Raw genomic sequence first — 20,919 nt, 5'->3', positions numbered from 1 at the left:
CGGGCGAGGAGGCGGACCTCCTCGGCGTCCAGAGCAGCACGCCGACGCTGGATCTCCTCGTACTGCTCCGAGAACTCCGCGAGCTGCGCGGCGTATTCGTCGCCGACGAGGGTCGCGGTGAGGGTGGTCTCGGTCATGGGACAACTCCACCATGGACCACTGACATTCCAGATGCCGAGTCCAGGCGTCTGTGGACGTGTCCTCGTGTGCCCTTCGACAGGCTCAGGGACCGGGGGAACAGCGCCGGACTCGTGAGCTTCGTCGTGTGTCTTTCGACAGGCTCAGGGACCGGAAGGAGTTGCTCAGGGACCGGGAGGGGGTTCCTCAGGGACCGGGAGGGGGTTCCTCAGGGACCGGGAGGGGGTGCTCGACGGCCGGGCGGGGTTGCTCGGAGTCGCTGAGGCGCTCAGGGTCGGAGGAGGCTACCGGAGGATCTCCACGAGCAGCACCCATGCACCGACCACGGAGCCGATGAACACAAGGATGAAGCCGGCAGCCAGCCAGCCGAGACCGACCGACGAACCGAGGAGGAGCAACACACCGCCGATCACGAACGGGATCATCTGCAACACCGGCACCGCAGCCTTGAGGGCGCGCGGTCCGTGCTCGGCATCCTGATGGCGGAGGATCCGGACCGCGGCGTCGATGGCGAACCACAGGGCGAGGGCGGTCAGGAGCAGGACCTCGACACCGTACAAGGCGTCGGCCTGACCCGGGATGAGTCCTGCGGCAGCGACGACGACGATCAACACCAGGGAGCTGATCGTCGCCGCCGCCCGCGCCGGCATGGACGGGATCTCGATGATCTTGGCGATGTTCACGGACATCGCGACGATGATGAGTCCGGCGAGCGCCGCCGCAGCGCCCGCCGTCGCGACGAAGAAATCGTTCCACGCTTCAGTCATCGCTGCTCCTCGGGAAGCCGATGTCGTCCCACGACACCACTGCCGTCACGCTCACGTCACCCCTCTGCAGGGGCGGCGATGTTCACCAGCCAGGTGATCCCGAAGCGGTCCTGCACCATGCCGAAGGAGTCGCCCCAGGGGGCCACGCTCAACGACTGCTGGACAGTGCCGCCATCAGAGAGCCGTTCGAAGTACTCGCGCAGTTGGGCCTCGTCCGCATCCGACCCACTCAGCGACATCGAGAAGTTGCTGCCCTCGCGGTAGTCCATGTGCTTCGGCGTGTCCGACCCCATGAAGACGACCCCGGCGTCGCCGGTCAGCTGGGAGTGCATCACCAGATCGACCTCGTCCGGCTCGACCGCGGCACCGAAGTCGCCGAACGTCGACACCGTCAGTTCGCCGCCGAAGACCCCCTGGTAGAACTCCATCGCCTCACGGGCTGTCCCGCGGAAGCCGAGGTACGGGTTGAGCGTCGTCATGATCGTCCCTTTCGCCTGGACGGGCGCATCGTCGCGCTCGTCTCGCGATCATTCTCACGCTCCGGCGTCGGATGTGCGAGCACGTTCTGGTGTCTCCGTCACGAGGGGCTGGGACGCCCACGGCTACTAGGCTCGTCTGGTGCCCTCGCAACCCCAGCCCCTCCGCATCGCGATGATCTCGCTCCACACCAGTCCCGGTGACGAGCCGGGTTCCGGTGACGCCGGCGGGATGAACGTCGTGGTCCGTCATCAGGCCGTCGCGATGGGCGCAGCGGGCCATGAGGTCGACGTCATCACCCGGCGGTCATCTGCCGACCAGCCGTCCGCCGCATCCCTCGCCCCCGGCGTGACCCTGCGCTTCCTCGACGCCGGTCCCGCCGAACCGGTCGCGAAGGGTCGGCACGAGGAGTTCGTCGACGACTTCCGCTCGGAACTCGCCCGACTGTCGCGATACCACGTCCTGCACGCCCACCACTGGTTCTCCGGCATGGCCGCACTCCCCCTCGCGCGGGAACTGGGGATCCCGCATGTGCAGAGCTTCCACAGCATCGCCGCCGAGTCCACCACCCCGCTCTCGCACGGCGAGCGCGCCGAGTCCCCCGGGCGTCTGGCCGGCGAGGCACGGCTCGCCGCGGAGTCGGACGCGGTCGTCGCGATCAGCGCGGCCGAGGCCGACACCGCGATCACGCGGCTCGGAGCCCGCCCCGACCGGGTGTCGATCGTGCCACCCGGTGTCGACGGGACGCTGTTCCACCCGCTGGACGGTCCTCGTTCCGGTCGCCCGACCGCGGTGGTCGCCGGTCGCCTCCACCCGCTGAAGGGCTTCGACCTCGCCATCGAGACCATCGCCGCGGTCACGCCCGAGCTCCGCCCCGAACTCGTCATCGCCGGGGACGTCTCCGTCGACTACGACCGCTACGCCGAGGAACTCGCCGCCCTCGCCCGCGACCTCGGTGTCGCCGACGACGTCCGCTTCGTCGGGCCGCAGTCGCGCATCGGGCTCGCCACGCTGTTCCGCGAGAGCACGCTCGTGCTCGTCCCCTCACACTCGGAGACGTACGGTCTCGTCGCGCTCGAAGCCGCGGCGAGCGGCGTGCCGACCGTCGTGGCCGCCTCAGGCGGATTGCGGGAGGCCGTCGTCGACGGAGAGACGGGCATCGTCATCGACTCCCGCGACCCGCACATCTGGGGTGCTGCGGTCTCGTCCATCCTCGGCGACCCGAAGCGGCTCGCGCAGCTCGGTTCGGCAGCACGACGTCGGGCGGAGCGGTTCGACTGGCAGCGCTCGGGAGACGCCCTCGTCGACGTCTACCGGACCCTGCTCGAGACCGCTCCCGCCGTCGCCACCGCCCCGGCGACCTCGACCTCGTGAACCACGGACTCCTCCCGCTCATCGACAGCGGGCGCACCGTCCTGTTCGCGCACGCGCATCCCGACGACGAGACCCTCGCTTCGGGCGCGCTCATCGCCGAACTCGTGGACCACGGTGCTCGCGTCGTCCTCGTGACTGCCACGCGAGGCGAGCGCGGCGAGGTCGTCGACGGCCCGCTCCGGTCCCTCGCCGGAACCGCTGCTCTCGCGTCCCACCGCGAATCGGAGCTCGCCGCCGCCTGCCGCACGCTCGGCGTGGCCGAGCAGTTCTGGCTGGGGACGGGTCCGGCGGCCCGGCCGGGGACGTCGACGCGATACGTGGACTCGGGCATGCGGTGGGTGCGCGAGGGACTCGCCGGCCCCGCTGACGACGTCTCCCCCGGCGCGTTCTCGCTCGCTCCGCTCGACGACGTCGCCGACGACCTCGTCGCACTCATCGGACACGTCTCGCCGGACCTGGTCGTCAGCTACGACCACGGTGGCGGGTACGGGCACCCGGACCATCTCCGGATGCACGAGGCCGCGATCGTCGCCGCGCGGAGGAGCGGGGTGCCCTTCGCGGAACTCGTGCACCACCGCACCGACCTGGAACCGCTGGGCGACGACGCCGTGTGGTTCCCACTCGGGCACCGCCTCCCGATCGTCGCCGCGGCACTCGCGGAACACGCCAGCCAATTGACGGTCGACGGCGAGCAGCTCGTCCACTCCGGCGGTCAGCGTGAGGACATCACCACCTCGGTGGGCCTGCGACTCCAGTCCCGCTAGGCGGTCGTCGGCTGGTTCCGGTGCTCCCGCGGCATGCGGGACGCGAGCACGGGGACGAGCAGCATGAGCACGACCGCGGAGCCGAACGCCGCGGGGAACGAGAAGGCGTCGAGCAGTGCGCCGGCGACCAGCGGGCCGACGATGGCGCCGAGGTCGGACGTCGCCTGGAAGACCGCGACGGCCCGACCACCCCGACCACCCGCGGCGTCTCCGACGGCCGCCGCCGGAGCGGTCCCGAGGAAGGCCGCCGCGACACCGTAGACGCAGAGGGCGACGACCAGCAGCCAGAGCTCGCCGACGAACGGCATGGCGAGGAGCGCCGCCGCCGCGACCGGGAACGCGACGAGCATCGCGGGTCGTCGTCCGACGGTGTCGACGAAGCGGCCGGCGGGACCGAGCGCGAGCGTCTGCGCGACAGCGGCGATCGCGAAGGCGATGCCGGTCCAGGCTGCCTCCTCATGGAGCGCCTCCACGACGAGGACCGGAACGAGTGCGCCACGGACGCCCATCGACGCCCAGCCGTTCGCGAAGTTCGCGAGGAGCGCCGCCTGGTACCGGCGATCGGCGAGGACCGTGCGGAAGGGCTCGGCCTGCGTGGCGGTCTCGACCGGCGCGGCGATCCGACTGCCGCGCAGCATCACGAGTCCGAGGACGCCGGCGACCGCGAGGGTCCCGGCGTAGAAGAAGAACGGTGCCGTGAGCGAGATGGTCGCGAGCAGGCCACCGACGGCCGGTCCGGCCATGCCGCCGACGAGGAACCCGCCCTGGTAGAACCCGACCGCCCGCCCGCGACGGTGCGGTGGGGTGGTGCGCAGCAGCAGCGTCATCGCGGCGACGGAGAACATCGCCGACCCGATCCCTCCGACCCCGCGGAGCAGGAGCAGCTGCGGATAGTCCGCCGCGAGCCCGACGAGCGCACTCGACACCGCGACGATCCCGATGCCGGACGCCAGCACCACCCGCTCGCCGATCCGATCGACGAGCGCACCCACGAACGGGTTCGCGATGAGCCGCATGAGCGCGAAGACGGAGACGACCGCGCCGACCTCGAGGTAGCCGACGCCGAAGCTGCGCACGTACACGGGCAGGACCGGGATCACGACACCGAACCCGAGCATCACGAAGAACGCGACACCGCCGAGGACGAGGACCTCGCGGCCGAGGGGTTCACGAGGAACGGCTCCCGCTCCGCCTGGACGACGGAACGGGAGCCGGATCATGCTCTCAGGGTATCGGTGCGATCAGCCGATCGTCGCCGTGTCGATGACGAAGCGGTAGCGGACGTCGCTGCGGACCACGCGGTCGTAGGCGCCCTCGACCTCGTCGGCACCGATGAGCTCGATCTGCGAACCGATGCCGTGCTCGGCGCAGAAGTCGAGCATCTCCTGCGTCTCGCGGATGCCGCCGATGTTCGAGCCAGCGAGCGAGCGGCGGCCACCGACGAGCGAGAACACCCGGAACTGCTGCGTGTTCTCGGGCAGTCCGACGAAGACCATCGAGCCGTTGAGCTTGAGGGTCGACAGGTAGGCGTCGATGTCGAGGTCGGCGGAGACCGTGTTGATGATGAGGTCGAAGCGTCCGCGGAGCGACTTCAGGGTGCCCTCTTCGCCGGTCGCGTAGTAGTGGTCGGCCCCGAAGCGCTTGCCGTCCTCCTCCTTCGAGGTCGTCTGGCTGAGCACGGTCACCTCTGCGCCGAGGGCGTGGGCGATCTTGACGCCCATGTGGCCGAGACCACCCATCCCGACGATGGCGACCTGCTTGCCGGGACCGGCGCCCCAGTGCTTCAACGGCGAGTAGGTGGTGATGCCGGCGCACAGCAGGGGTGCCGCGACGTCGAGCTCGATGCCCTCGGGGATGCTCAGCACGTAGTTCTCGTCGGCGACGATCTGCTTGCTGTAGCCGCCGTAGGTGGGCTCGCCGTCGTACTCGCGGCCGTTGTAGGTGGCGACGTTGCCCTTCAGGCAGAACTGCTCCTCGCCGGCGAGGCAGTTCTCGCACTCGCGGCAGGAGTCGACGAAACAGCCGATGCCGACGCGGTCGCCGACCTGGTGCTTGGTGACCGCGTCGCCGACCTCGGTGACGATGCCGGCGATCTCGTGGCCGGGGACCATCGGGAAGATGGCCTTGCCCCATTCCTCGCGGGCCTGGTGGATGTCGCTGTGGCAGATGCCGGCGTAGCGGACGTCGATGACGACGTCGTTGGCGCGCGGCGTACGGCGCTCGATGGTGCCGACCTCGAACGGCGCGTCGGCGGAGGGTTTGATGATGGCGGCGACGGTGGTCATAGGACTCCTCGGGCTGGGGTGTTGGGGGGGTGCCGTGGGGCGGGATGCACGCGCCGGACAGCACGTTCGACGCTAGCAGCCCACTCCACCGGACGGACCCCCCAAGGGACGATCACCCGAGCTGTGCTACGAGCAGCGTGGAGGTGTGAATCCCTGCAGAGTTGCTTGGCAGTTCCCGCAGAGGATCGGCCTCGGGGTGGCATCTCGCCGGGAACCCGAGCATGGTGGGGAACTCGTATTCGCGAACGGAACGGAGAACACGCATGCTCACCCTGACCGAGAACGCCGGCCGAGTCGTCAAGACCCTCGCCGAGAACGCACCACTCACCCCGGGACTGGTCGTCCCGGACGACGCGTCGTCGCTCACGCACGGCGCCGGACTGCGCATCAGCAGCAGCTCCGACGACAACAACTTCGAAGTCACCATGACGGCGACGCCGCACGAGGCCGACCAGGTCATCGAGAGCGCCGGAGCGACCGTCTTCCTCGAGGAGGCCGCAGCCGTCGCCCTGAGCGACGCGGTCCTCGACGCGCAGATCGACGAGCAGGGCGGCGTCCGCTTCGCCCTCGGCAAGGCCGAATAGTGCCCTGAGTCCAGAGAACGCCCGGTGATCCACGATCACCGGGCGTTCGTGTGTCCGGGCGGGCTCAGTCCTCGGCGTGTCTGGCGCGACTCGGCTGCACCCGCGGCGGCTCGCCCGGCATCTTCGGGAAGTCGGGAGGGAACGGAAGCTCGCCCAGCCCCTGCTCGAGGTCCCGCTCCCACCACTGCAGGAGGACGTCGATGCGCCCAGCGGTGTCGTGCATGCCGGCCCACGGGTCGCCGGTCGTCCGGAGTCGCTCCGGGACGGTCCGCACCGTGAAGGCACCCGGGTCGATCTCGGGGAGTTCGTCCCAGGTCACCGGACACGAGACGGTCGCCGAGGCCAGCGCACGCGGGCTGTAGGCACCGGCCATCGTCCGATCGCGGTTCGCCTGGTTGTAGTCGACGAAGATGCGCTCACCGCGCTCCTCCTTCCACCACGAGGTCGTGACCCGGTCGGGATCCCGTCGCTCCAGTTCCCGAGCCGCGGCGATCACGGCGTGCCGGACGTCGAGGAACTCGTGCTCCGGCTCGATGGGCGCGAACACGTGGACACCTCGGTTGCCGGAGGTCTTCACGAACCCCGTCAGACCGACCTCCGTCAACAGCTCCTGCAGCGAGCCCGCAACGCGCACGGCGTCGGCGAAGTCGGTTCCCGGCTGCGGGTCGAGGTCGATCCGCAGTTCGTCCGGATGGTCGGTGTCCGACGCCCGTGACGGCCACGGGTGGAACACGACCGTGTTCATCTGCGCGGCCCAGACGACCGCAGCCGCCTCGTCGAGGACGAGTTGCGGATGCCGCCGGCCACTCGGATACACGACGTCGACCGCCCGGACGTACTCCGGTGCCCCCTTCGGCGGGTTCTTCGAGAAGAACCACTCGCCGTCCACGCCGCCTGGGAACCGCTGCAGGGACACCGGACGGTCGCCGTTGGCGGCGAGGAAGGCCGGCGCGACCTCGATGAGGTATTCCGCGAGCTCCCGCTTCGTGACGCCGGACGCCTCCCAGAGCACGCGGTCGGGACTGGAGAGCCGCACTTCGCGGTCGCCGTGCGGTCCGGGGACGGTGAGGACGATCGCGGTGCTGGCCATGTCGGACACCGTACGCCGACGGCACCCTGCTGTCAGGAGGCTTGCGCTGGACGAGGCAGGGCCGTCCCGCTCAGCCCAGGTGGACGGCCTGCTGGTCGCCCGAGGGCAGGAGGTCCTCCTTGCGACCGCGGATGCAGACGATGGCGATGACGCTCGCGATGACGAGGCCGACCGCAGCCGCGATGAACGCCGCCGAGTAGCCCTGGGTGAACGCCACGAGCTGCGAGGCCTGATCCGTGACCGTCGCCTGGTCGGTGACACTCGCGTAGACCGTGGTGAAGACCGACAGGCCGATCGACCCACCGATCTGCATGGAGGCGTTCGCCGTGGCGGAGGCCGCACCGGCGTCGTGCGGTGCGACGCCCGTCAGCGCGAGGTTCTGCATCGGGACGAAGATCATCGCCATGCCGATCCCGAGCACGAGCAGCGCCGGCAGCACCTGGACGAAGTAGTCGCCGTCGGCCGTGATGCGGCTGAGGTACACGAGGGCGGCGGCCGCGACGAGCGGACCGATGATGAGCAGCGGGCGCGGGCCGATGGCCGGCAGGAGCTTCGTGGCGATCGGGGCGACGATCATGATCGCGACGGTCATCGGGAGGGTCGCGATGCCCGCCTCGAGCGGCGGGAAGCCGAGCACGATCTGCAGGTGGAACGTCAGGTAGAGCAGGGCACCGATCATGACGCTGCCGACGATCATCTGCATGAGGAAGGCACCGCCGCGGACCCGGTCCGCCACGATGCGCAGCGGGAGCAGGGGCTGCGCGACACGCATCTCGATGAAGACGAAGAGGGAGAGGAGTCCCGCACCGAGCGCGAGGAAGCCGATGGTGTCGGCGCTCCCCCAGCCGCCCTCGGCCAGCGTGAAGCCGTAGACGAGGGAACCGAGGCCCAGGATGACCGTGATCGCACCGAGCCAGTCGTAGCGGTTGTCGCCCTCGGCCTTGCTCTCGGTCACGAGGATGAGGCCGGCGATGAGTCCGACGATCACGAAGGGCACGTTGACGAGCAGGCACCAGCGCCAGTCGACGAACTCGGTGAGCACGCCGCCGAGGATCAGGCCAACGGCCGCCCCGGCACCGGCGACGGTACCGAAGACGGCGAAGGCCGTGTTGCGGTCGCGGCCGTGGGCGAAGGTGACGGTGAGGAGCGCGAGTGCGGCGGGCGCCATGAGTGCGGCGAACACGCCCTGCAGGCCGCGCGCGATGATGAGTTCGGTCCCGCTCTGGGCGAACCCGCCGAAGGCCGATGCGGCTCCGAAGCCGACCATGCCGACCAGGTAGGTGCGCTTCCGGCCCCAGTAGTCGGCGATGCGGCCACCGAGCAGCAACAGCGCGCCGAACGCGAGGGCGTAGGCCGTGACGACCCACTGACGCTGCGTGTCGGACAGCTCGAGCTCCTGCTGGGCTGCCGGAAGGGCGATGTTCACGATCGTGCCGTCGAGGACGACGATGAGCTGCGTCATCGCGAGGACGACGAGGACCCACCAGCGGCGGGCCGGGGAACCGGACGGTGCTGTGGTGGGATGCGATGCGGTGGCTGCGGATGCAGACAAGGAGGACCTCCGTGCGAGGGGTGTGGGTGCTGGGGGTTTCCAGCCCCAGATCGATGCTCGACACACGGCGCGGGTGCAGCACGGTGCGGACGATCAACCACCCCAACCACGAAGTCGGGCAGAGGACCAGGATAGCGGATGCCGACGTCGCTGCACCCGTGAGGCCACGCGGATCAGTCCGAGGTGAAGAGATCGAGCACGGCCTCCGGGTGTTCCACCGCCGCGAAGTGCCCGGTCGCCGGCAGGGTGCGCAGTCGCAGGTCCGGGACGAGGGCGGTGAGGACAGCTGCATCGTCGGGCCCGATGAAGACGTCGCGGTCGCCCGTCATGCAGCGGACGGGACACCGCACGCCGCGCCAGACGTGCAGGTCGTAGGCGGCGGCCGCTCGGGCCGCCAGGAGGAACGACGCCGGCCGGACGTCGGCTGCGAGCGCGTCGACGACCGAGCGGTCGAGGTCCCGACGTCGTCCGAACAGGGGCGACATGAGCGGTGCGAGCAGACCGATCCGGTTCAGCGCGCGGACGAGCCCTGGCCCGCGTCCGCCGAGCGCCCGCAGCACGCGCATCGCGAGGAGCATGCCCGCGAACCACGGGAGCCGGGCGCCGCCACCGAGCGGCTGGCGGATCGCCTCGACGACCCCGATCCCCGTCGGTGAGACGAGGTCGACCCGGATCGTCGCCTCGGGTTCACGCACGGCGAGGTCGAGCGCGACGAACCCGCCGAGCGAATGCCCGACGAGACGCCAGGACCGGTAGCCGAGCGAGCGGGCGACGGTCGCGACGGCGGCGGAGAGGTCTCCGACCGTCACCGGATCGGCGGCGGGAAGTGCCGATGCACCCCACCCCGGGAGATCCACGGCGATGACGTCGTCGACGACCGCACCCCGCTCGTCGTCGGCACGCAGGAGCGGTGACCACGTCGTCCACGAACCGGCGGCACCGTGGAGGAGGATCGTGGCCGGCCCGCCCGCCTCACGACCCGCGTGGACGGTGACCGGTCCGAGGCCCGTGTCGACCGTGACGCGTCCCAGTCCGAGCGCGGTCGCGTCGGCGGAGATGGCGGAAGGGAACTCCTGCGGGGCAGGACGAGCGGAATCGACGGACATGCGCATCATTCGGAATCGAGGGACCACTCGGATCGGTGTCCGACCTGCGGCCCCGGACCGCGGCGACGCCGCGCAACCCCCCTGTGGTCCTGATACCCGGCCGCTACCGTGGTCTGATGCCTGAGAACGCGCGCGCCGCCGCAGACCAAGCCGCTGGGACCGCCCAGAACAGCACAGCCCTCCGTAGCCTCGCCCGCACCGGCCACGCCGTCAACGGCCTGCTCCACGTCCTCATCGGTGGGATCGCGATCTCCATCGCCCTGTCCGGCGCGAGCGGTGGATCCGGCGGCGGTGGTGACGCGGACCAGTCGGGTGCGCTCAAGACGCTTGCAGGCACGCCCGGCGGGATCGTCATCATCTGGGTCGTCGCCGTCGGCCTGTTCGCCCTCGGTCTCTGGACGGCGATCTCCGCCTTCCTCGTGCGCGAATCCGACACCCGCAAGCGGTGGAGCAAGCGGATCTCGACCGCCGGACGCGCGATCGCCTACCTCGCCGTCGGATCGACCGCGCTGACCTTCGCCCTCGGCGGCAGCCAGGACTCCTCGCAGTCCAGCCAGGGCCTCACGGCGACACTCCTGTCCTCCCCCGGCGGGGTGTTCGTCGTCGTCGTCGTCGGCCTCGTGGTCATCGGCATCGGCGGCTTCTTCGTCTTCAAGGGCGTCACGCGGAAGTTCCTCGAGGACGTGCACCCGCCCACCGGCACGACGAAGCGCGCCGTCGTCGTCCTCGGCGTCATCGGATGGGTCGCCAAGGGGATCGCACTGGTCACCGTCGGCATCCTGTTCCTCGTCGCGGCCGCCACCCAGGACCCCGAGAAGGCCTCCGGCATGGACGGTGCCATCTCGGCATTGGCCGCGCTCCCGTTCGGCGTCGTCATCCTGCTCGTGGTCGGCGTCGGGCTCATCGCCTACGGACTCTACTGCGGTGCCCGGGCGCGCTGGGGCAGCCTGTAGGACGGTGAGGCCGGCGCCCCGGGCGACGGCGCGGACCGGTCGGCTCCAGACCATGTCCTGCAAACGCTTGCGGTGCGACTACCGTTAGGAGTATGACGTCTTCTGATTCCACGACGCAGCCCGAGGCGGAACCCGCCGGCGCTACGCAGACCTTCTCCGACCTCGGCCTCGACGACGCGGTGCTCAAGGTACTCAAGGACGTCGGCTACGAGACCCCGTCCGCCATCCAGGCGGCCACCATTCCGCTGCTGCTCGAGGGACGCGACGTCGTCGGCCTCGCACAGACGGGCACCGGCAAGACCGCGGCGTTCGCCCTGCCGATCCTGTCCCGCCTCGACATCACGCAGAAGACGCCGCAGGCGCTCGTCCTCGCACCGACCCGTGAACTCGCCCTCCAGGTCTGCGAGGCGTTCGAGAAGTACGCCACCCACCTGCGCGGCGTCCACGTCCTGCCCGTCTACGGCGGCCAGGGCTACGGCGTCCAGCTGTCGGCCCTCCGTCGCGGCGTCCACATCGTCGTCGGCACGCCCGGTCGCATCATGGACCACCTGGAGAAGGGCACCCTCGACCTCACGGAGCTCAAGTACCTCGTGCTCGACGAGGCCGACGAGATGCTGAAGATGGGCTTCGCCGAGGATGTCGAGACGATCCTGGCCGACACCCCGAAGGACAAGCAGGTCGCGCTGTTCTCCGCGACGATGCCGTCGTCCATCCGTCGCATCTCCGCGAAGTACCTGAACAACCCGGAAGAGATCACGGTCAAGACGAAGACCACGACCTCGGCCAGCATCACGCAGCGCTACCTGACCGTCTCGTACCCGCAGAAGGTGGACGCGCTGACCCGCATCCTCGAGACCGAGAACTTCAGCGCGATGATCATCTTCACGCGCACGAAGAACGAGACCGAGACGCTCGCCGAGAAGCTCCGCGCACGCGGTTACTCGGCTGCCGCCATCAACGGCGACGTCGCCCAGGTTCAGCGCGAGCGGACCGTCAACCAGCTGAAGGCAGGCAAGCTCGACATCCTCGTCGCGACCGACGTCGCCGCGCGCGGTCTCGACGTCGAGCGCATCAGCCACGTCGTCAACTACGACATCCCCGTCGACACCGAGTCCTACGTGCACCGCATCGGTCGCACCGGCCGCGCCGGACGCACGGGCGACGCGATCAGCTTCGTCACACCGCGCGAGCGCCACCTGCTGAAGGCCATCGAGCGGGCAACCCGTCAGCCGCTCACGCAGATGCAGCTGCCGAGCGTCGACGACGTCAACGCGACCCGCCTCACCCGCTTCGACGACGCGATCACCGAAGCGCTCGGCCAGACCGAGCGCATCGAGCGTTTCCGCGAGATCATCGGCCACTACGTCTCCCACCACGACGTCCCCGAGGCCGATGTCGCGGCGGCGCTGGCCGTCGTCTCCCAGGGCGAGACGCCGCTGCTCCTGTCCGCGGAGGACGAGCGTCGCCGTCGTGAGGAGTTCGACAACACCAACCGTGGCAACGACCGCGCCGGTCGCGACCGTCGCGACTCCGGTGACCGCGGCTCGCGATTCGACCGCGGCGACCGTGGCGACCGCGGCGATCAGGGCGACCGCCCCGAGCGTCGCAGCCGCCCGTCCAGCGGACCGATGGCCCCGTACCGCATCGCCGTGGGTCGTCGCCAGAAGGTCGACCCGCGTCAGATCGTGGGCGCGCTCGCGAACGAGGGTGGCCTGAAGCGCGAGGACTTCGGCGCGATCCAGATCAAGCCGGACTTCTCGATCGTCGAACTGCCGGCGAGCCTCGGCAACGACGTGTTCGACCGTCTCGAGAACACCCGCATCAGCGGCAAGCTCATCGAGCTCCGTCCCGACCGCGGCGGCCCGGCCCGCCGACGCGACGACGAGGGCGGCACGGGCGGCGGCTCGTACGACCGCAAGCCGCGTTCCTAGCACGCCACACAGACGACGAGAGCCGGACGGAATCCTAAGATTCCGTCCGGCTCTCGTCGTTCCGCACCCGGCGGGGTGCGTCCGTCAGTCGCGCGGGTCGAGCACGCTCGTGACCACGGCGTAGTCCGCGTCGAGCGTGATCTCGAGCTCGTCGCCGTTCTCGAGGAGGACGTCGACCTCGAACGCCTCGCCGGGGTCGTCACTGCGGTCGACGTCGGTCACGGTACCGCCCTTGGCCTCGGCGAGCGCTGCCTTCGAGGCCGCGTCGAACTCGGTGTCGGTCAGCGGCACGTCGTCGGCGTCACGGGCGTCGCGGTCGTCGGTCGCCGCCGTGGTGTCACCGTCGTCGACGGCGGTGCCACCGTCGCGGTCGGTGTTCGACGCCGCCGTGACGCGGTCGTCGTCGGCGTCGCCGAACTCGTCCACGGCGTAGGCGGCACCGGCTCCACCGAGGGCGAGGGCCCCGACGACGATCGCGGTGATCCACACGGGCTTCCGGCGCCAGAAGGCCGGCTTCCCGGAGGTCGCCGGGGTCGCGGGGATGGCGGTGTGATCGGTCGTCTCGACACGGTCGGTGGGCTCGATGCGCTCGGTGGCTGCGGTGTCCTGCGTGCGATCGGTGGGCTGGGAGGCGGTGTTCTCGTTCATGTGCCCCAGACTGTCCGAGGAGCGCTGAAGCGGACCTGAAGCGAGCTGAAGCCGCGTTCAGGAAGCGGAAGACGCCGGGAGCGTGACGATGAACGCCGCACCGCCGAGCGCGCTGTCGACCAGTTCGATCGACCCACCGTGCAGCCGCACGACGTCGGCCACGATCGCCAGGCCCAGGCCAGAACCGCCGGCGTCACGCGAACGGCTCTCGTCGAGGCGGACGAACCGTTCGAACACGTGTGCGCGGGACTCGACCGGCACGCCGGGGCCGTCGTCCTCCACGGAGATCCTGACGAACCGACCATCGGTGGCTGATCCCAGTCGGACCACGGAGCGCGCGTGCCGGACAGCGTTGTCGACGAGGTTCCGCACCACCCGGGCGAGCAGGACGTCGTCGCCGTCGACCCTCGCCGCCGCGACGGCCGCGGACTCGACACGCAGTCCGCCTGCAGACCGAAGGCGAGCGGCCTCCGCCAACAGGAGGTCGTCGACGTCGACCGTGCGCCGCCCGGTGCCCGCCGCCCCTTCGTCGAGCTTCGCGAGCAGCAGGAGCGACTCGACGAGCCCCTGCATCCTGGCACCCTCCTCGAGGACCGTCGAGGACAGCTCGGCCGGATCGACCCGGTCCGGGTGGAGCGCCGCAACCTCGGCGTACTGCCTGATCACCGCGAGCGGTGAGCGGAGCTCGTGGGAGGCGTCCGACACGAACCGCCGCTGCGCCGTCTGGGCGTCCTCGAGCCGCTCGAGCATGCCGTTCATCGTCCCGGCCAGGCGACCGATCTCGTCGCCCGTGGCCGGGACCTCGATCCGCCGATGCAGTTCGCCGGCCCCCAGTTCCGAGACCTCGCGGCGGATCCGCTCCACCGGCGCCAGCGCACGCCCGACGAGCAGCCAGGTCAGGCCGCCGAGGAGGGCGACGAGCACGGGCACCGCGATGAGGAGGAGCATCGACACGAGTCCGACGGCGTCGTCGGTCTCCTCGAGGGAACGGCCCGCGAGGACGACGAGGTCACGGCCGTCGACGTCGACGTCCTCACTGGCGAACACCACCGGCTCGTCGTCGACGACCGAGACGAACACGTCACCGTCCGGGATCGGCGTCGGGAGCTCGATCTCGTCGTCCGTCCGGTCCACGACACGTCCGTCCTCGACGAGGACCAGGAGTCGACCGTCGTCCTCGGGCAGCGTCGTCGCGTCGGCCGCGACGAGCTGTGCCGAGACGCTCTCCGCCTCGGCCGAGGCGCTCTGTTCGACCCCGGAACGCAGCGCCGCGGAGAACAGGCCGACGAACGCCACGGAGCCGACCCCGAGGAATACTCCGACGGCGAGCACCGATCCGAGTGCCGCGCGGGCTCGGACGGAGCGCCACGGCCGGCGCCGGAGCGCGACCGCTCCGTGCTGCCCGCCGTCAGCCACGACCGCCCGCCAACCGGTATCCGAACCCGCGCACGGTCTCGATCGAGGCACGCTCGAAGGGGCGGTCCACCTTGTTGCGGAGATGTCCGACGTAGACCTCGACGATGTTGGGGTCGCCTTCGAAGTCGTCGTCCCAGACGTTCTGCAGGACCTCGCGCTTCGACACCACCTCGCCCCCGCGTCGCATGAGGAACTCGAGGACCGCGAACTCGCGCGAGGTCAAGTCGATCGGGACGTCGCCCCGGTGGACCTGCTTCGACGCCGGGTCGAGCCGCAGTTCGCCGATCTCGAGCACCGTCGGCCGCTCCCGCGATCCACGCCGGACGAGTGAGCGGATCCGTGCGACCAGCACCGCGAAGGAGAACGGTTTGCTCAGGAAGTCGTCGGCACCGGTGTCGAGGGCCTCGACCTGGTCCCAGTCGCCGTCCTTCGCCGTGAGCATGAGGATCGGGGTCCAGTCGCCCGCGTCGCGGAGCTGCTGACAGACGCGGTAGCCGCTGAGGCCCGGCATCATGATGTCGAGGATGATGGCGTCGTAGCGATGCTCGCCGGCCATCCACAGGCCGTCGACACCGTTCGCGGCGACGTCGACCGCGAAGCCCTCCGCCTCGAGCCCTCTCCGAACACCGTCGGCGAGTCGCACCTCATCGTCCACGACGAGTATCCGCATCCGGTGCAACCTCCAGGCTCCGTGCCGGTCGACGGTCGAGCGGCGCGTCCCAGTCTGGCGCGGACGAGCTGAAGCAGTGCTGAAGCGGGACGGTCCGGCGCGGACCCCCGTACGCTGGAGCAGTGCCAGTCCCCGCCGCCGCCGACCCGTGGGACCAGTCCCTCGACGCGACGGACACGGCTCCGGCGCGCCGCCGACTCCCCCTCTACGAGGCCGGCGCGATCCCCGTGCCCTTCGTCATCCGCGGCAACACCGAGCGGATCGCGCGGGACACGCACTGGGACGAGCATTCCCACCCCACGCACGAGCTCCTGTGGAACGATCGCGGCGCATCCACCGCGACCGTCGACGAGCGTGTCTGGACCGTCACCCCGCACCACGGTCTCTGGATCCCGGCCGGTGTCCGCCACACCGGATGGACCCCGGCGGGCACCTGGCAGCGGGCCGCGATGTTCAGCGTCGATCGGGTCCCGACGATCTCTGAGCAGCCGACCGCGGTGGAGGTGACGCCTCTGCTGCGTCTCCTGCTCGATCGGCTCAGCGACGCCGAGCTCGAGGACCGCGCGCGTGCCACCACCGAGGCCGCCATCGTGGACGTGCTGGAGCCGGCCGAGCACGAGCTGCTCCTCCGAGTCCCCCGGTCGGCACTCCTGGCACCCATCGCCGAGCGCATACGCATCGACCCGTCCGACACGACCTCGCTCGTCGACTGGGCCGCCCGATTGGGCGTGAGCACCCGGACGGTGACGCGCGCCTTCGAATCAGAGACCGGGTTGGGGTTCACCCGCTGGGTCGCCGCCGCCCGTGCCCAGCACGCGATCACCCGGCTCACGGCGGGTGACAGCATCGACGAGGTCTCGACCGCCGTCGGGTACCGCTCGTCGACGGCGTTCGGGACCGCGTTCCGCCGCGTCACCGGCATGAGCCCCGGGCGATTCCGGAACCGCTAGGACGGATCGGTGGATCCGCGATCGGTTGTCCGATTCGCGAAGGAACACGTCGGATCCGCTCGATTGCGCCAGGATCGGCTGCCAGCTAACTTTGGTTAGGCAAGCCTTCATCTCCTTCTCCTCGTGCATGATGCCGACCGCTCGCGGTCGCCATACCCGACCCCTCGACGACGTCCTCCGGCGCCGTCGTTCGTCGTGCCCGCACGCAGGTGTCAGCCAGCAGCACCCGAAAGGACCCCATGCAGCGCGCACCACGTCTCATCGCCCTCTCCGCGGCGGCGTTCCTCACCGTCGGCCTCGCGGCCTGCTCGTCGTCGTCGGCCGACGAAGGCACCGGCAGCGGCGACGGCTTCACGCCGATTACGATCGAGCACGCCCTCGGCACCACGACGATCGACGCCAAGCCGGAGCGCGTCGCCACCGTGAACTGGGCGAACCACGAGGTGCCACTGGCCCTCGGCGTCGTGCCCGTCGGGATGGCCGCTGCGAACTTCGGTGACGACGACGGCGACGGGAGCTCCCCTGGGTCGAGGAGAAGCTCGAAGCGCTCGACGCCGAGACCCCGGTGCTCTTTGACGAGACCGACGGGATCGACTTCGAAGCCGTCGCCGACACGAACCCCGACGTCATCCTCGCCGCATACTCGGGGCTCACCCAGGAGGACTACGACACCCTCACCGAGATCGCCCCCGTCGTGGCCTACCCGGAGACCGCCTGGGGCACGTCCTGGCGCGACACCATCCTGTTCAACAGCGAGGCGATGGGCATGGCTGACGAGGGCGAAGCACTCGTGACGCAGCTCGAAGACGAGATCAGCGACGCGGCGGCGGCGTACCCGCAGCTCGAGGGCAAGACCGCGATGTTCCTCACCCACGTCGACACCAGTGACCTCAGCGAGGTCAGCTACTACACGACCCACGACACCCGCACCGCGTTCTTCGAGGACCTCGGCCTCGCGTTCCCCGAGAGCGTCGCGACGGCCTCCGCCGAGACCGAGTCGTTCTCCCTCACGCAGAGCGCCGAACAGGCCGACGCATTCAGCGACGTCGACATCATCGTGACGTACGGTGGCGACGAGCTCATCGCGGCGCTCGAGGCCGACCCGCTGCTGTCGCAGATGCCCGCGGTCGCGAACCGCGCCATCGTCGCCCTCCCCGGCACCAGCCCCCTCGGAACCGCCGCCAACCCGACGCCGCTCTCGATCTCCTGGATCCTGGACGACTACCTGAAGCTGCTCGCGCAGGCGGCTGACCAGGCGGCGTGATCACCGGCACCGCCACCCCACCCGCCTCGGGTGTCGCCGTCGTGCGACGCCCGAGGCGGGTTCGTGGGCTCTGGCTCCTCGTCGCAGCCCTCGTCCTCCTCGCCGCGATGGTCGGTTCCGTGACGATCGGCTCGCGCGACGTCGACTGGTCGGCGGTCCTCGGTGCCTTCGCGGGTGGCGTGGACGGCTTCGACCAGGCGGCGGTGGCCAAGCGGATCCCACGCACGCTCCTGGCGGTCGTGGCCGGTGCGGCGCTCGGCGTCTCCGGCGCCGTCATGCAGGGCGTGACCCGCAACCCCCTCGCCGACCCGGGCATCCTCGGGATCAACCTCGGCGCCTCCCTCGCCGTCGTGACCGGTCTCGCCTACTTCGGGCTCGCAGCGGCGAACACCACCGTCTGGGTCGCGATCATCGGTGCCGGAGCCACGGCGGTCTTCGTGTACACGGTCGGCTCGCTCGGCCGCGGTGGCGCGACCCCACTCAAACTCGCCCTCGCCGGGGCCGCGACGTCCGCCGCCCTCGCCTCCGTCATCACCGCCGTCGTGCTGCCCCGCGGCGACATCGCGAGCAGTGTGCGGTCCTGGCAGATCGGGGGCGTCGGTGGCGCCACCGTCGTCCAGCTCGAACAGGTCCTCCCGTTCCTCGTCGTCGGGTTCCTCGTCTGCCTGCTGTCGGCCCGCGGCCTCAACTCCCTCGCACTCGGCGACGACCTCGCCGCCGGCCTCGGCGAACGGGTCGCCATCGCACGGGGTGCGGCTGCGCTCGGTTCGGTGGTGCTCTGCGGGGCGGCGACCGCGGTCACCGGTCCCATCGGCTTCGTCGGGCTCGTCGTACCGCACGCCTGTCGGCTCATCGTCGGCGTCGACCACCGGTGGCTCCTCCCCTTCTCCGCCGTCGTCGGGGCGATCCTCCTCACCGTCGCCGACGTCCTCGGCCGCATCGTCGCCCGCCCCGCGGAGATCGACGTGGGCATCATCACCGCGCTGATCGGCGCACCGATCTTCATCGCGATCGTCCGCCGCCAGAAGGTGAGCGCCCTGTGACCGGCGTCGACGAGCAGACGCCCTCGACCATCGACCGCGTCGTCGGTGGACGCCTGGTGCGCCGTCGTCGCCGGGTCGCCGTCATGACCGCCCTCGCCGCACTCATCGTCGCGGTCTTCCTGATCTCGCTGATGGTGGGCAACACCTTCTATCCGCCGAGCGACGTCGTGCGCGTCATCCTCGGTCACGACGTGCCGGGCGCCTCCTTCGCCGTCGGACGGTTGCGGCTCCCCCGGGCGGTCCTCGCGGTCGTCGCCGGCGCCTCGTTCGGCCTGGCCGGCGTCACCTTCCAGACGATGCTCCGGAACCCGCTCGCGAGCCCGGACATCATCGGCATCAGCGCCGGGTCGAGCGCAGCCGCCGCCTTCGCGATCGTCACCCTCTCGCTCGGCGCGACCGAGGTGTCGGTCTTCGCCATCGTCGTCGGCCTCGCGGTGGCGGTCCTCGTCTACGTCCTGGCCTACCGCGGCGGCGTCGCCGGAACCCGACTCATCCTGATCGGCATCGGTGTCGCCGCCATGCTCGACAGCGTCACGACGTACATCCTGTCGCGGGCTGCCCAGTGGGACCTGCAGGAGGCCACCCGGTGGCTGACCGGCAGTCTCAACGGGACGAGCTGGTCGCAGCTCGGTCCGGTCGTCGTGGCACTGCTCGTGCTCGGCCCCGTCCTCCTCGCCCAGTCGAGGAACCTCGCCGCGACTCAGCTCGGCGACGACACCGCCGCCGCGCTCGGCGTCCGCGTCGACCGGACCCGGTTGATCATCATCGTCGCGGCCGTCGGGCTGATCGCGTTCGCGACCGCGGCGTCGGGTCCCATCGCGTTCGTCGCGTTCCTCTCCGGCCCCATCGCCTCGCGGATCGTCGGCCGCGGCGGGTCGATGCTCGTGCCCGCCGCGCTCGTGGGCGCCCTCCTCGTCCTCGTGGCCGATCTCACCGGGCAGTACCTCCTCGGCGCACGCTACCCCGTCGGCGTCGTGACCGGGGTGCTCGGGGCGCCGTTCCTCATCTGGCTCATCATCCGCACCAATCGCGCCGGTGGCTCGCTGTGACCGGCACGCCGCCCGACCATCCCGGAGGCACCCTGTGACCACGGAACATCAGCTCCTCGTCGAGCGACTCGCGCTCGGCTACGGCGACCGGACCGTCATCGACGGGCTCGACCTCCTGGTTCCACCCGGCCGGGTGACGGCGATCGTCGGCGCCAACGCCTGCGGCAAGTCGACGCTGCTGCGATCGATGTCCCGCCTGCTGACGCCTCGGAGCGGTCGGGTCGTCCTCGATGGCAAGGACGTGCACCGACTGCCGGCGAAGCAGCTGGCACGCACGCTCGGCCTGCTCCCGCAGTCGCCCATCGCTCCGGAGGGGATCACGGTCGCCGACCTCGTCGGCCGGGGCAGGCACCCGCACCAGGGCTTCCTCTCGCGCTGGAGCACCGAGGACGACGTCGCCGTCGCCGCAGCCCTCGACGCCACCGAGACGAGCGAGCTCTCGGACCGGCACGTCGACGAGCTGTCCGGCGGACAGCGTCAGCGAGTGTGGATCGCGATGGCGCTCGCGCAGCAGACCGACCTGCTCCTCCTCGACGAACCGACCACCTTCCTCGATGTGAGCCACCAGGTGGAGGTGCTCGACCTCCTCACGGACCTCAACCGTTCGCGCGGGACGACCATCGTCATGGTGCTCCACGACCTGAACCTCGCCGCACGATACGCCGACCACCTCATCGCCCTCGCCGGCGGCCGCGTCCATGCGGCGGGGACACCCCACGAGGTGCTGACGGAGTCGACGGTGCGCGCGGTGTTCGGACTGCAGAACCAGGTCATCACCGATCCGACCTCGGGCAGGCCGCTCATGCTGCCGATCGGCCGTCACCACGTGACGGTGTGAACGCGGGCGTCACCGCCGAC

At 70.5% G+C, this 20,919-nt stretch carries 20 protein-coding genes; 10 read left to right on the top strand and 10 right to left on the bottom strand.

The genetic code is table 11. From position 1 onward, the window contains the following. Positions 1-422: 422 nt before the first annotated feature. The gene (locus HOW07_RS18920; RefSeq protein WP_064296125.1) at positions 423-905 is read right to left on the bottom strand and encodes a hypothetical protein; all 483 of its coding nucleotides are present in this window, start codon (positions 903-905) and stop codon (positions 423-425) included. Between the two features lie 56 nt (positions 906-961). Continuing rightward, positions 962-1,387, bottom strand: coding sequence for a VOC family protein (locus HOW07_RS18915; RefSeq protein WP_175118322.1), 426 nt, complete (start codon positions 1,385-1,387; stop codon positions 962-964). Between the two features lie 136 nt (positions 1,388-1,523). Here HOW07_RS18915 and HOW07_RS18910 point away from each other — a divergent pair, with 136 nt between their 5' ends. After that, complete coding sequence (locus HOW07_RS18910) at positions 1,524-2,756, top strand: glycosyltransferase (RefSeq protein WP_175118311.1); 1,233 nt, start codon at positions 1,524-1,526, stop codon at positions 2,754-2,756. Continuing rightward, a complete protein-coding gene (locus tag HOW07_RS18905; RefSeq protein WP_121290523.1) occupies positions 2,753-3,520 on the top strand; it encodes a PIG-L family deacetylase in 768 nt (255 codons plus the stop codon). The genes HOW07_RS18910 and HOW07_RS18905 overlap by 4 nt, the downstream gene beginning before the upstream one ends. On the opposite strand, the gene HOW07_RS18900 is transcribed toward HOW07_RS18905, so the two are convergent. Together HOW07_RS18900 and HOW07_RS18895 are read right to left on the bottom strand one after the other, a co-directional pair. Next, positions 3,517-4,740, bottom strand: a complete 1,224-nt coding sequence (locus HOW07_RS18900) for an MFS transporter (protein ID WP_064296122.1) — start codon at positions 4,738-4,740, stop codon at positions 3,517-3,519. The two genes, HOW07_RS18905 and HOW07_RS18900, sit on opposite strands and share 4 nt — an antisense overlap. A 21-nt stretch (positions 4,741-4,761) precedes the next feature. Beyond that, positions 4,762-5,805 (bottom strand): NAD(P)-dependent alcohol dehydrogenase, encoded by a 1,044-nt coding sequence (locus tag HOW07_RS18895; protein WP_175118309.1) that lies wholly within the window; start codon positions 5,803-5,805, stop codon positions 4,762-4,764. 263 nt (positions 5,806-6,068) lie between these two features. Between HOW07_RS18895 and HOW07_RS18890 the strand changes: the two genes are divergently transcribed. Further along, positions 6,069-6,389, top strand: a complete 321-nt coding sequence (locus HOW07_RS18890; RefSeq protein WP_175118307.1) for a Fe-S cluster assembly protein HesB — start codon at positions 6,069-6,071, stop codon at positions 6,387-6,389. Positions 6,390-6,453: 64 nt separating this feature from the next. Here the strand turns inward: HOW07_RS18890 and ligD are convergent, their stop codons facing one another. The 3 genes from ligD to HOW07_RS18875 form a co-directional block, all read right to left on the bottom strand. Continuing rightward, positions 6,454-7,479, bottom strand: a complete 1,026-nt coding sequence (gene ligD / locus HOW07_RS18885) for a non-homologous end-joining DNA ligase (RefSeq protein ID WP_175118305.1) — start codon at positions 7,477-7,479, stop codon at positions 6,454-6,456. Between the two features lie 70 nt (positions 7,480-7,549). Next, positions 7,550-9,031: an MFS transporter gene (locus HOW07_RS18880; RefSeq protein ID WP_217485425.1), complete on the bottom strand. Its 1,482-nt coding sequence runs from the start codon at positions 9,029-9,031 to the stop codon at positions 7,550-7,552. A gap of 173 nt (positions 9,032-9,204) precedes the next feature. After that, the gene (locus HOW07_RS18875) at positions 9,205-10,137 is read right to left on the bottom strand and encodes an alpha/beta fold hydrolase (protein ID WP_175118303.1); all 933 of its coding nucleotides are present in this window, start codon (positions 10,135-10,137) and stop codon (positions 9,205-9,207) included. A 116-nt stretch (positions 10,138-10,253) separates the two neighbouring features. Here HOW07_RS18875 and HOW07_RS18870 point away from each other — a divergent pair, with 116 nt between their 5' ends. Continuing rightward, positions 10,254-11,090, top strand: coding sequence for a DUF1206 domain-containing protein (locus HOW07_RS18870; protein WP_121290517.1), 837 nt, complete (start codon positions 10,254-10,256; stop codon positions 11,088-11,090). A gap of 92 nt (positions 11,091-11,182) precedes the next feature. Beyond that, a complete protein-coding gene (locus tag HOW07_RS18865; protein WP_175118301.1) occupies positions 11,183-13,021 on the top strand; it encodes a DEAD/DEAH box helicase in 1,839 nt (612 codons plus the stop codon). Between the two features lie 84 nt (positions 13,022-13,105). Here the strand turns inward: HOW07_RS18865 and HOW07_RS18860 are convergent, their stop codons facing one another. The 3 genes from HOW07_RS18860 to HOW07_RS18850 are packed head-to-tail and all read right to left on the bottom strand — an operon-like array spanning position 13,106 to position 15,755. Further along, entirely contained in the window at positions 13,106-13,669 is a 564-nt protein-coding gene (locus tag HOW07_RS18860; RefSeq protein ID WP_175118299.1) for a hypothetical protein, read from the bottom strand. 57 nt (positions 13,670-13,726) lie between these two features. Next, positions 13,727-15,085 (bottom strand): HAMP domain-containing sensor histidine kinase, encoded by a 1,359-nt coding sequence (locus HOW07_RS18855; protein WP_175118296.1) that lies wholly within the window; start codon positions 15,083-15,085, stop codon positions 13,727-13,729. Next, positions 15,078-15,755 (bottom strand): response regulator transcription factor, encoded by a 678-nt coding sequence (locus tag HOW07_RS18850; protein ID WP_071260669.1) that lies wholly within the window; start codon positions 15,753-15,755, stop codon positions 15,078-15,080. The genes HOW07_RS18855 and HOW07_RS18850 overlap by 8 nt, the downstream gene beginning before the upstream one ends. A 122-nt stretch (positions 15,756-15,877) precedes the next feature. Here HOW07_RS18850 and HOW07_RS19920 point away from each other — a divergent pair, with 122 nt between their 5' ends. The 5 genes from HOW07_RS19920 (at position 15,878) to HOW07_RS18825 (ending at position 20,899) form a co-directional block, all read left to right on the top strand. Beyond that, positions 15,878-16,705 carry an AraC family transcriptional regulator gene (locus HOW07_RS19920; RefSeq protein ID WP_175118294.1) on the top strand — a complete coding sequence of 276 codons (828 nt, stop codon included), beginning with the start codon at positions 15,878-15,880 and terminating at the stop codon, positions 16,703-16,705. 565 nt (positions 16,706-17,270) lie between these two features. Next, the gene (locus HOW07_RS18840) at positions 17,271-17,969 is read left to right on the top strand and encodes an ABC transporter substrate-binding protein (RefSeq protein ID WP_371743724.1); all 699 of its coding nucleotides are present in this window, start codon (positions 17,271-17,273) and stop codon (positions 17,967-17,969) included. Next, a complete protein-coding gene (locus tag HOW07_RS18835) occupies positions 17,969-19,012 on the top strand; it encodes an iron ABC transporter permease (protein WP_254773596.1) in 1,044 nt (347 codons plus the stop codon). The genes HOW07_RS18840 and HOW07_RS18835 overlap by 1 nt, the downstream gene beginning before the upstream one ends. Continuing rightward, on the top strand, positions 19,009-20,061 hold the full coding sequence (locus tag HOW07_RS18830; RefSeq protein ID WP_371743723.1) for a FecCD family ABC transporter permease: 1,053 nt from the start codon (positions 19,009-19,011) through the stop codon (positions 20,059-20,061). The genes HOW07_RS18835 and HOW07_RS18830 overlap by 4 nt, the downstream gene beginning before the upstream one ends. A 34-nt stretch (positions 20,062-20,095) precedes the next feature. Beyond that, positions 20,096-20,899 (top strand): ABC transporter ATP-binding protein, encoded by an 804-nt coding sequence (locus tag HOW07_RS18825; RefSeq protein WP_175118292.1) that lies wholly within the window; start codon positions 20,096-20,098, stop codon positions 20,897-20,899. Positions 20,900-20,919: the final 20 nt, after the last annotated feature.

This window comes from Plantibacter sp. MCCC 1A11337 (assembly GCF_013349365.1).
In the GTDB taxonomy this organism is placed as follows: Bacteria; Actinomycetota; Actinomycetes; order Actinomycetales; family Microbacteriaceae; genus Plantibacter; species Plantibacter flavus_A.
This window is presented reverse-complemented; position numbering and strand designations above follow the sequence as displayed.

Coding starts and splice junctions, on each gene's coding strand:
- HOW07_RS18920 (WP_064296125.1), bottom strand. CDS start 905: ATGACTGAAGCGTGGAACGATTTCTTCGTCGCGACGGCGGGCGCTGCG.
- HOW07_RS18900 (WP_064296122.1), bottom strand. CDS start 4,740: ATGATCCGGCTCCCGTTCCGTCGTCCAGGCGGAGCGGGAGCCGTTCCT.
- HOW07_RS18895 (WP_175118309.1), bottom strand. CDS start 5,805: ATGACCACCGTCGCCGCCATCATCAAACCCTCCGCCGACGCGCCGTTC.
- HOW07_RS18890 (WP_175118307.1), top strand. CDS start 6,069: ATGCTCACCCTGACCGAGAACGCCGGCCGAGTCGTCAAGACCCTCGCC.
- ligD (WP_175118305.1), bottom strand. CDS start 7,479: ATGGCCAGCACCGCGATCGTCCTCACCGTCCCCGGACCGCACGGCGAC.
- HOW07_RS18875 (WP_175118303.1), bottom strand. CDS start 10,137: ATGTCCGTCGATTCCGCTCGTCCTGCCCCGCAGGAGTTCCCTTCCGCC.
- HOW07_RS18870 (WP_121290517.1), top strand. CDS start 10,254: ATGCCTGAGAACGCGCGCGCCGCCGCAGACCAAGCCGCTGGGACCGCC.
- HOW07_RS18865 (WP_175118301.1), top strand. CDS start 11,183: ATGACGTCTTCTGATTCCACGACGCAGCCCGAGGCGGAACCCGCCGGC.
- HOW07_RS18860 (WP_175118299.1), bottom strand. CDS start 13,669: ATGAACGAGAACACCGCCTCCCAGCCCACCGATCGCACGCAGGACACC.
- HOW07_RS18850 (WP_071260669.1), bottom strand. CDS start 15,755: ATGCGGATACTCGTCGTGGACGATGAGGTGCGACTCGCCGACGGTGTT.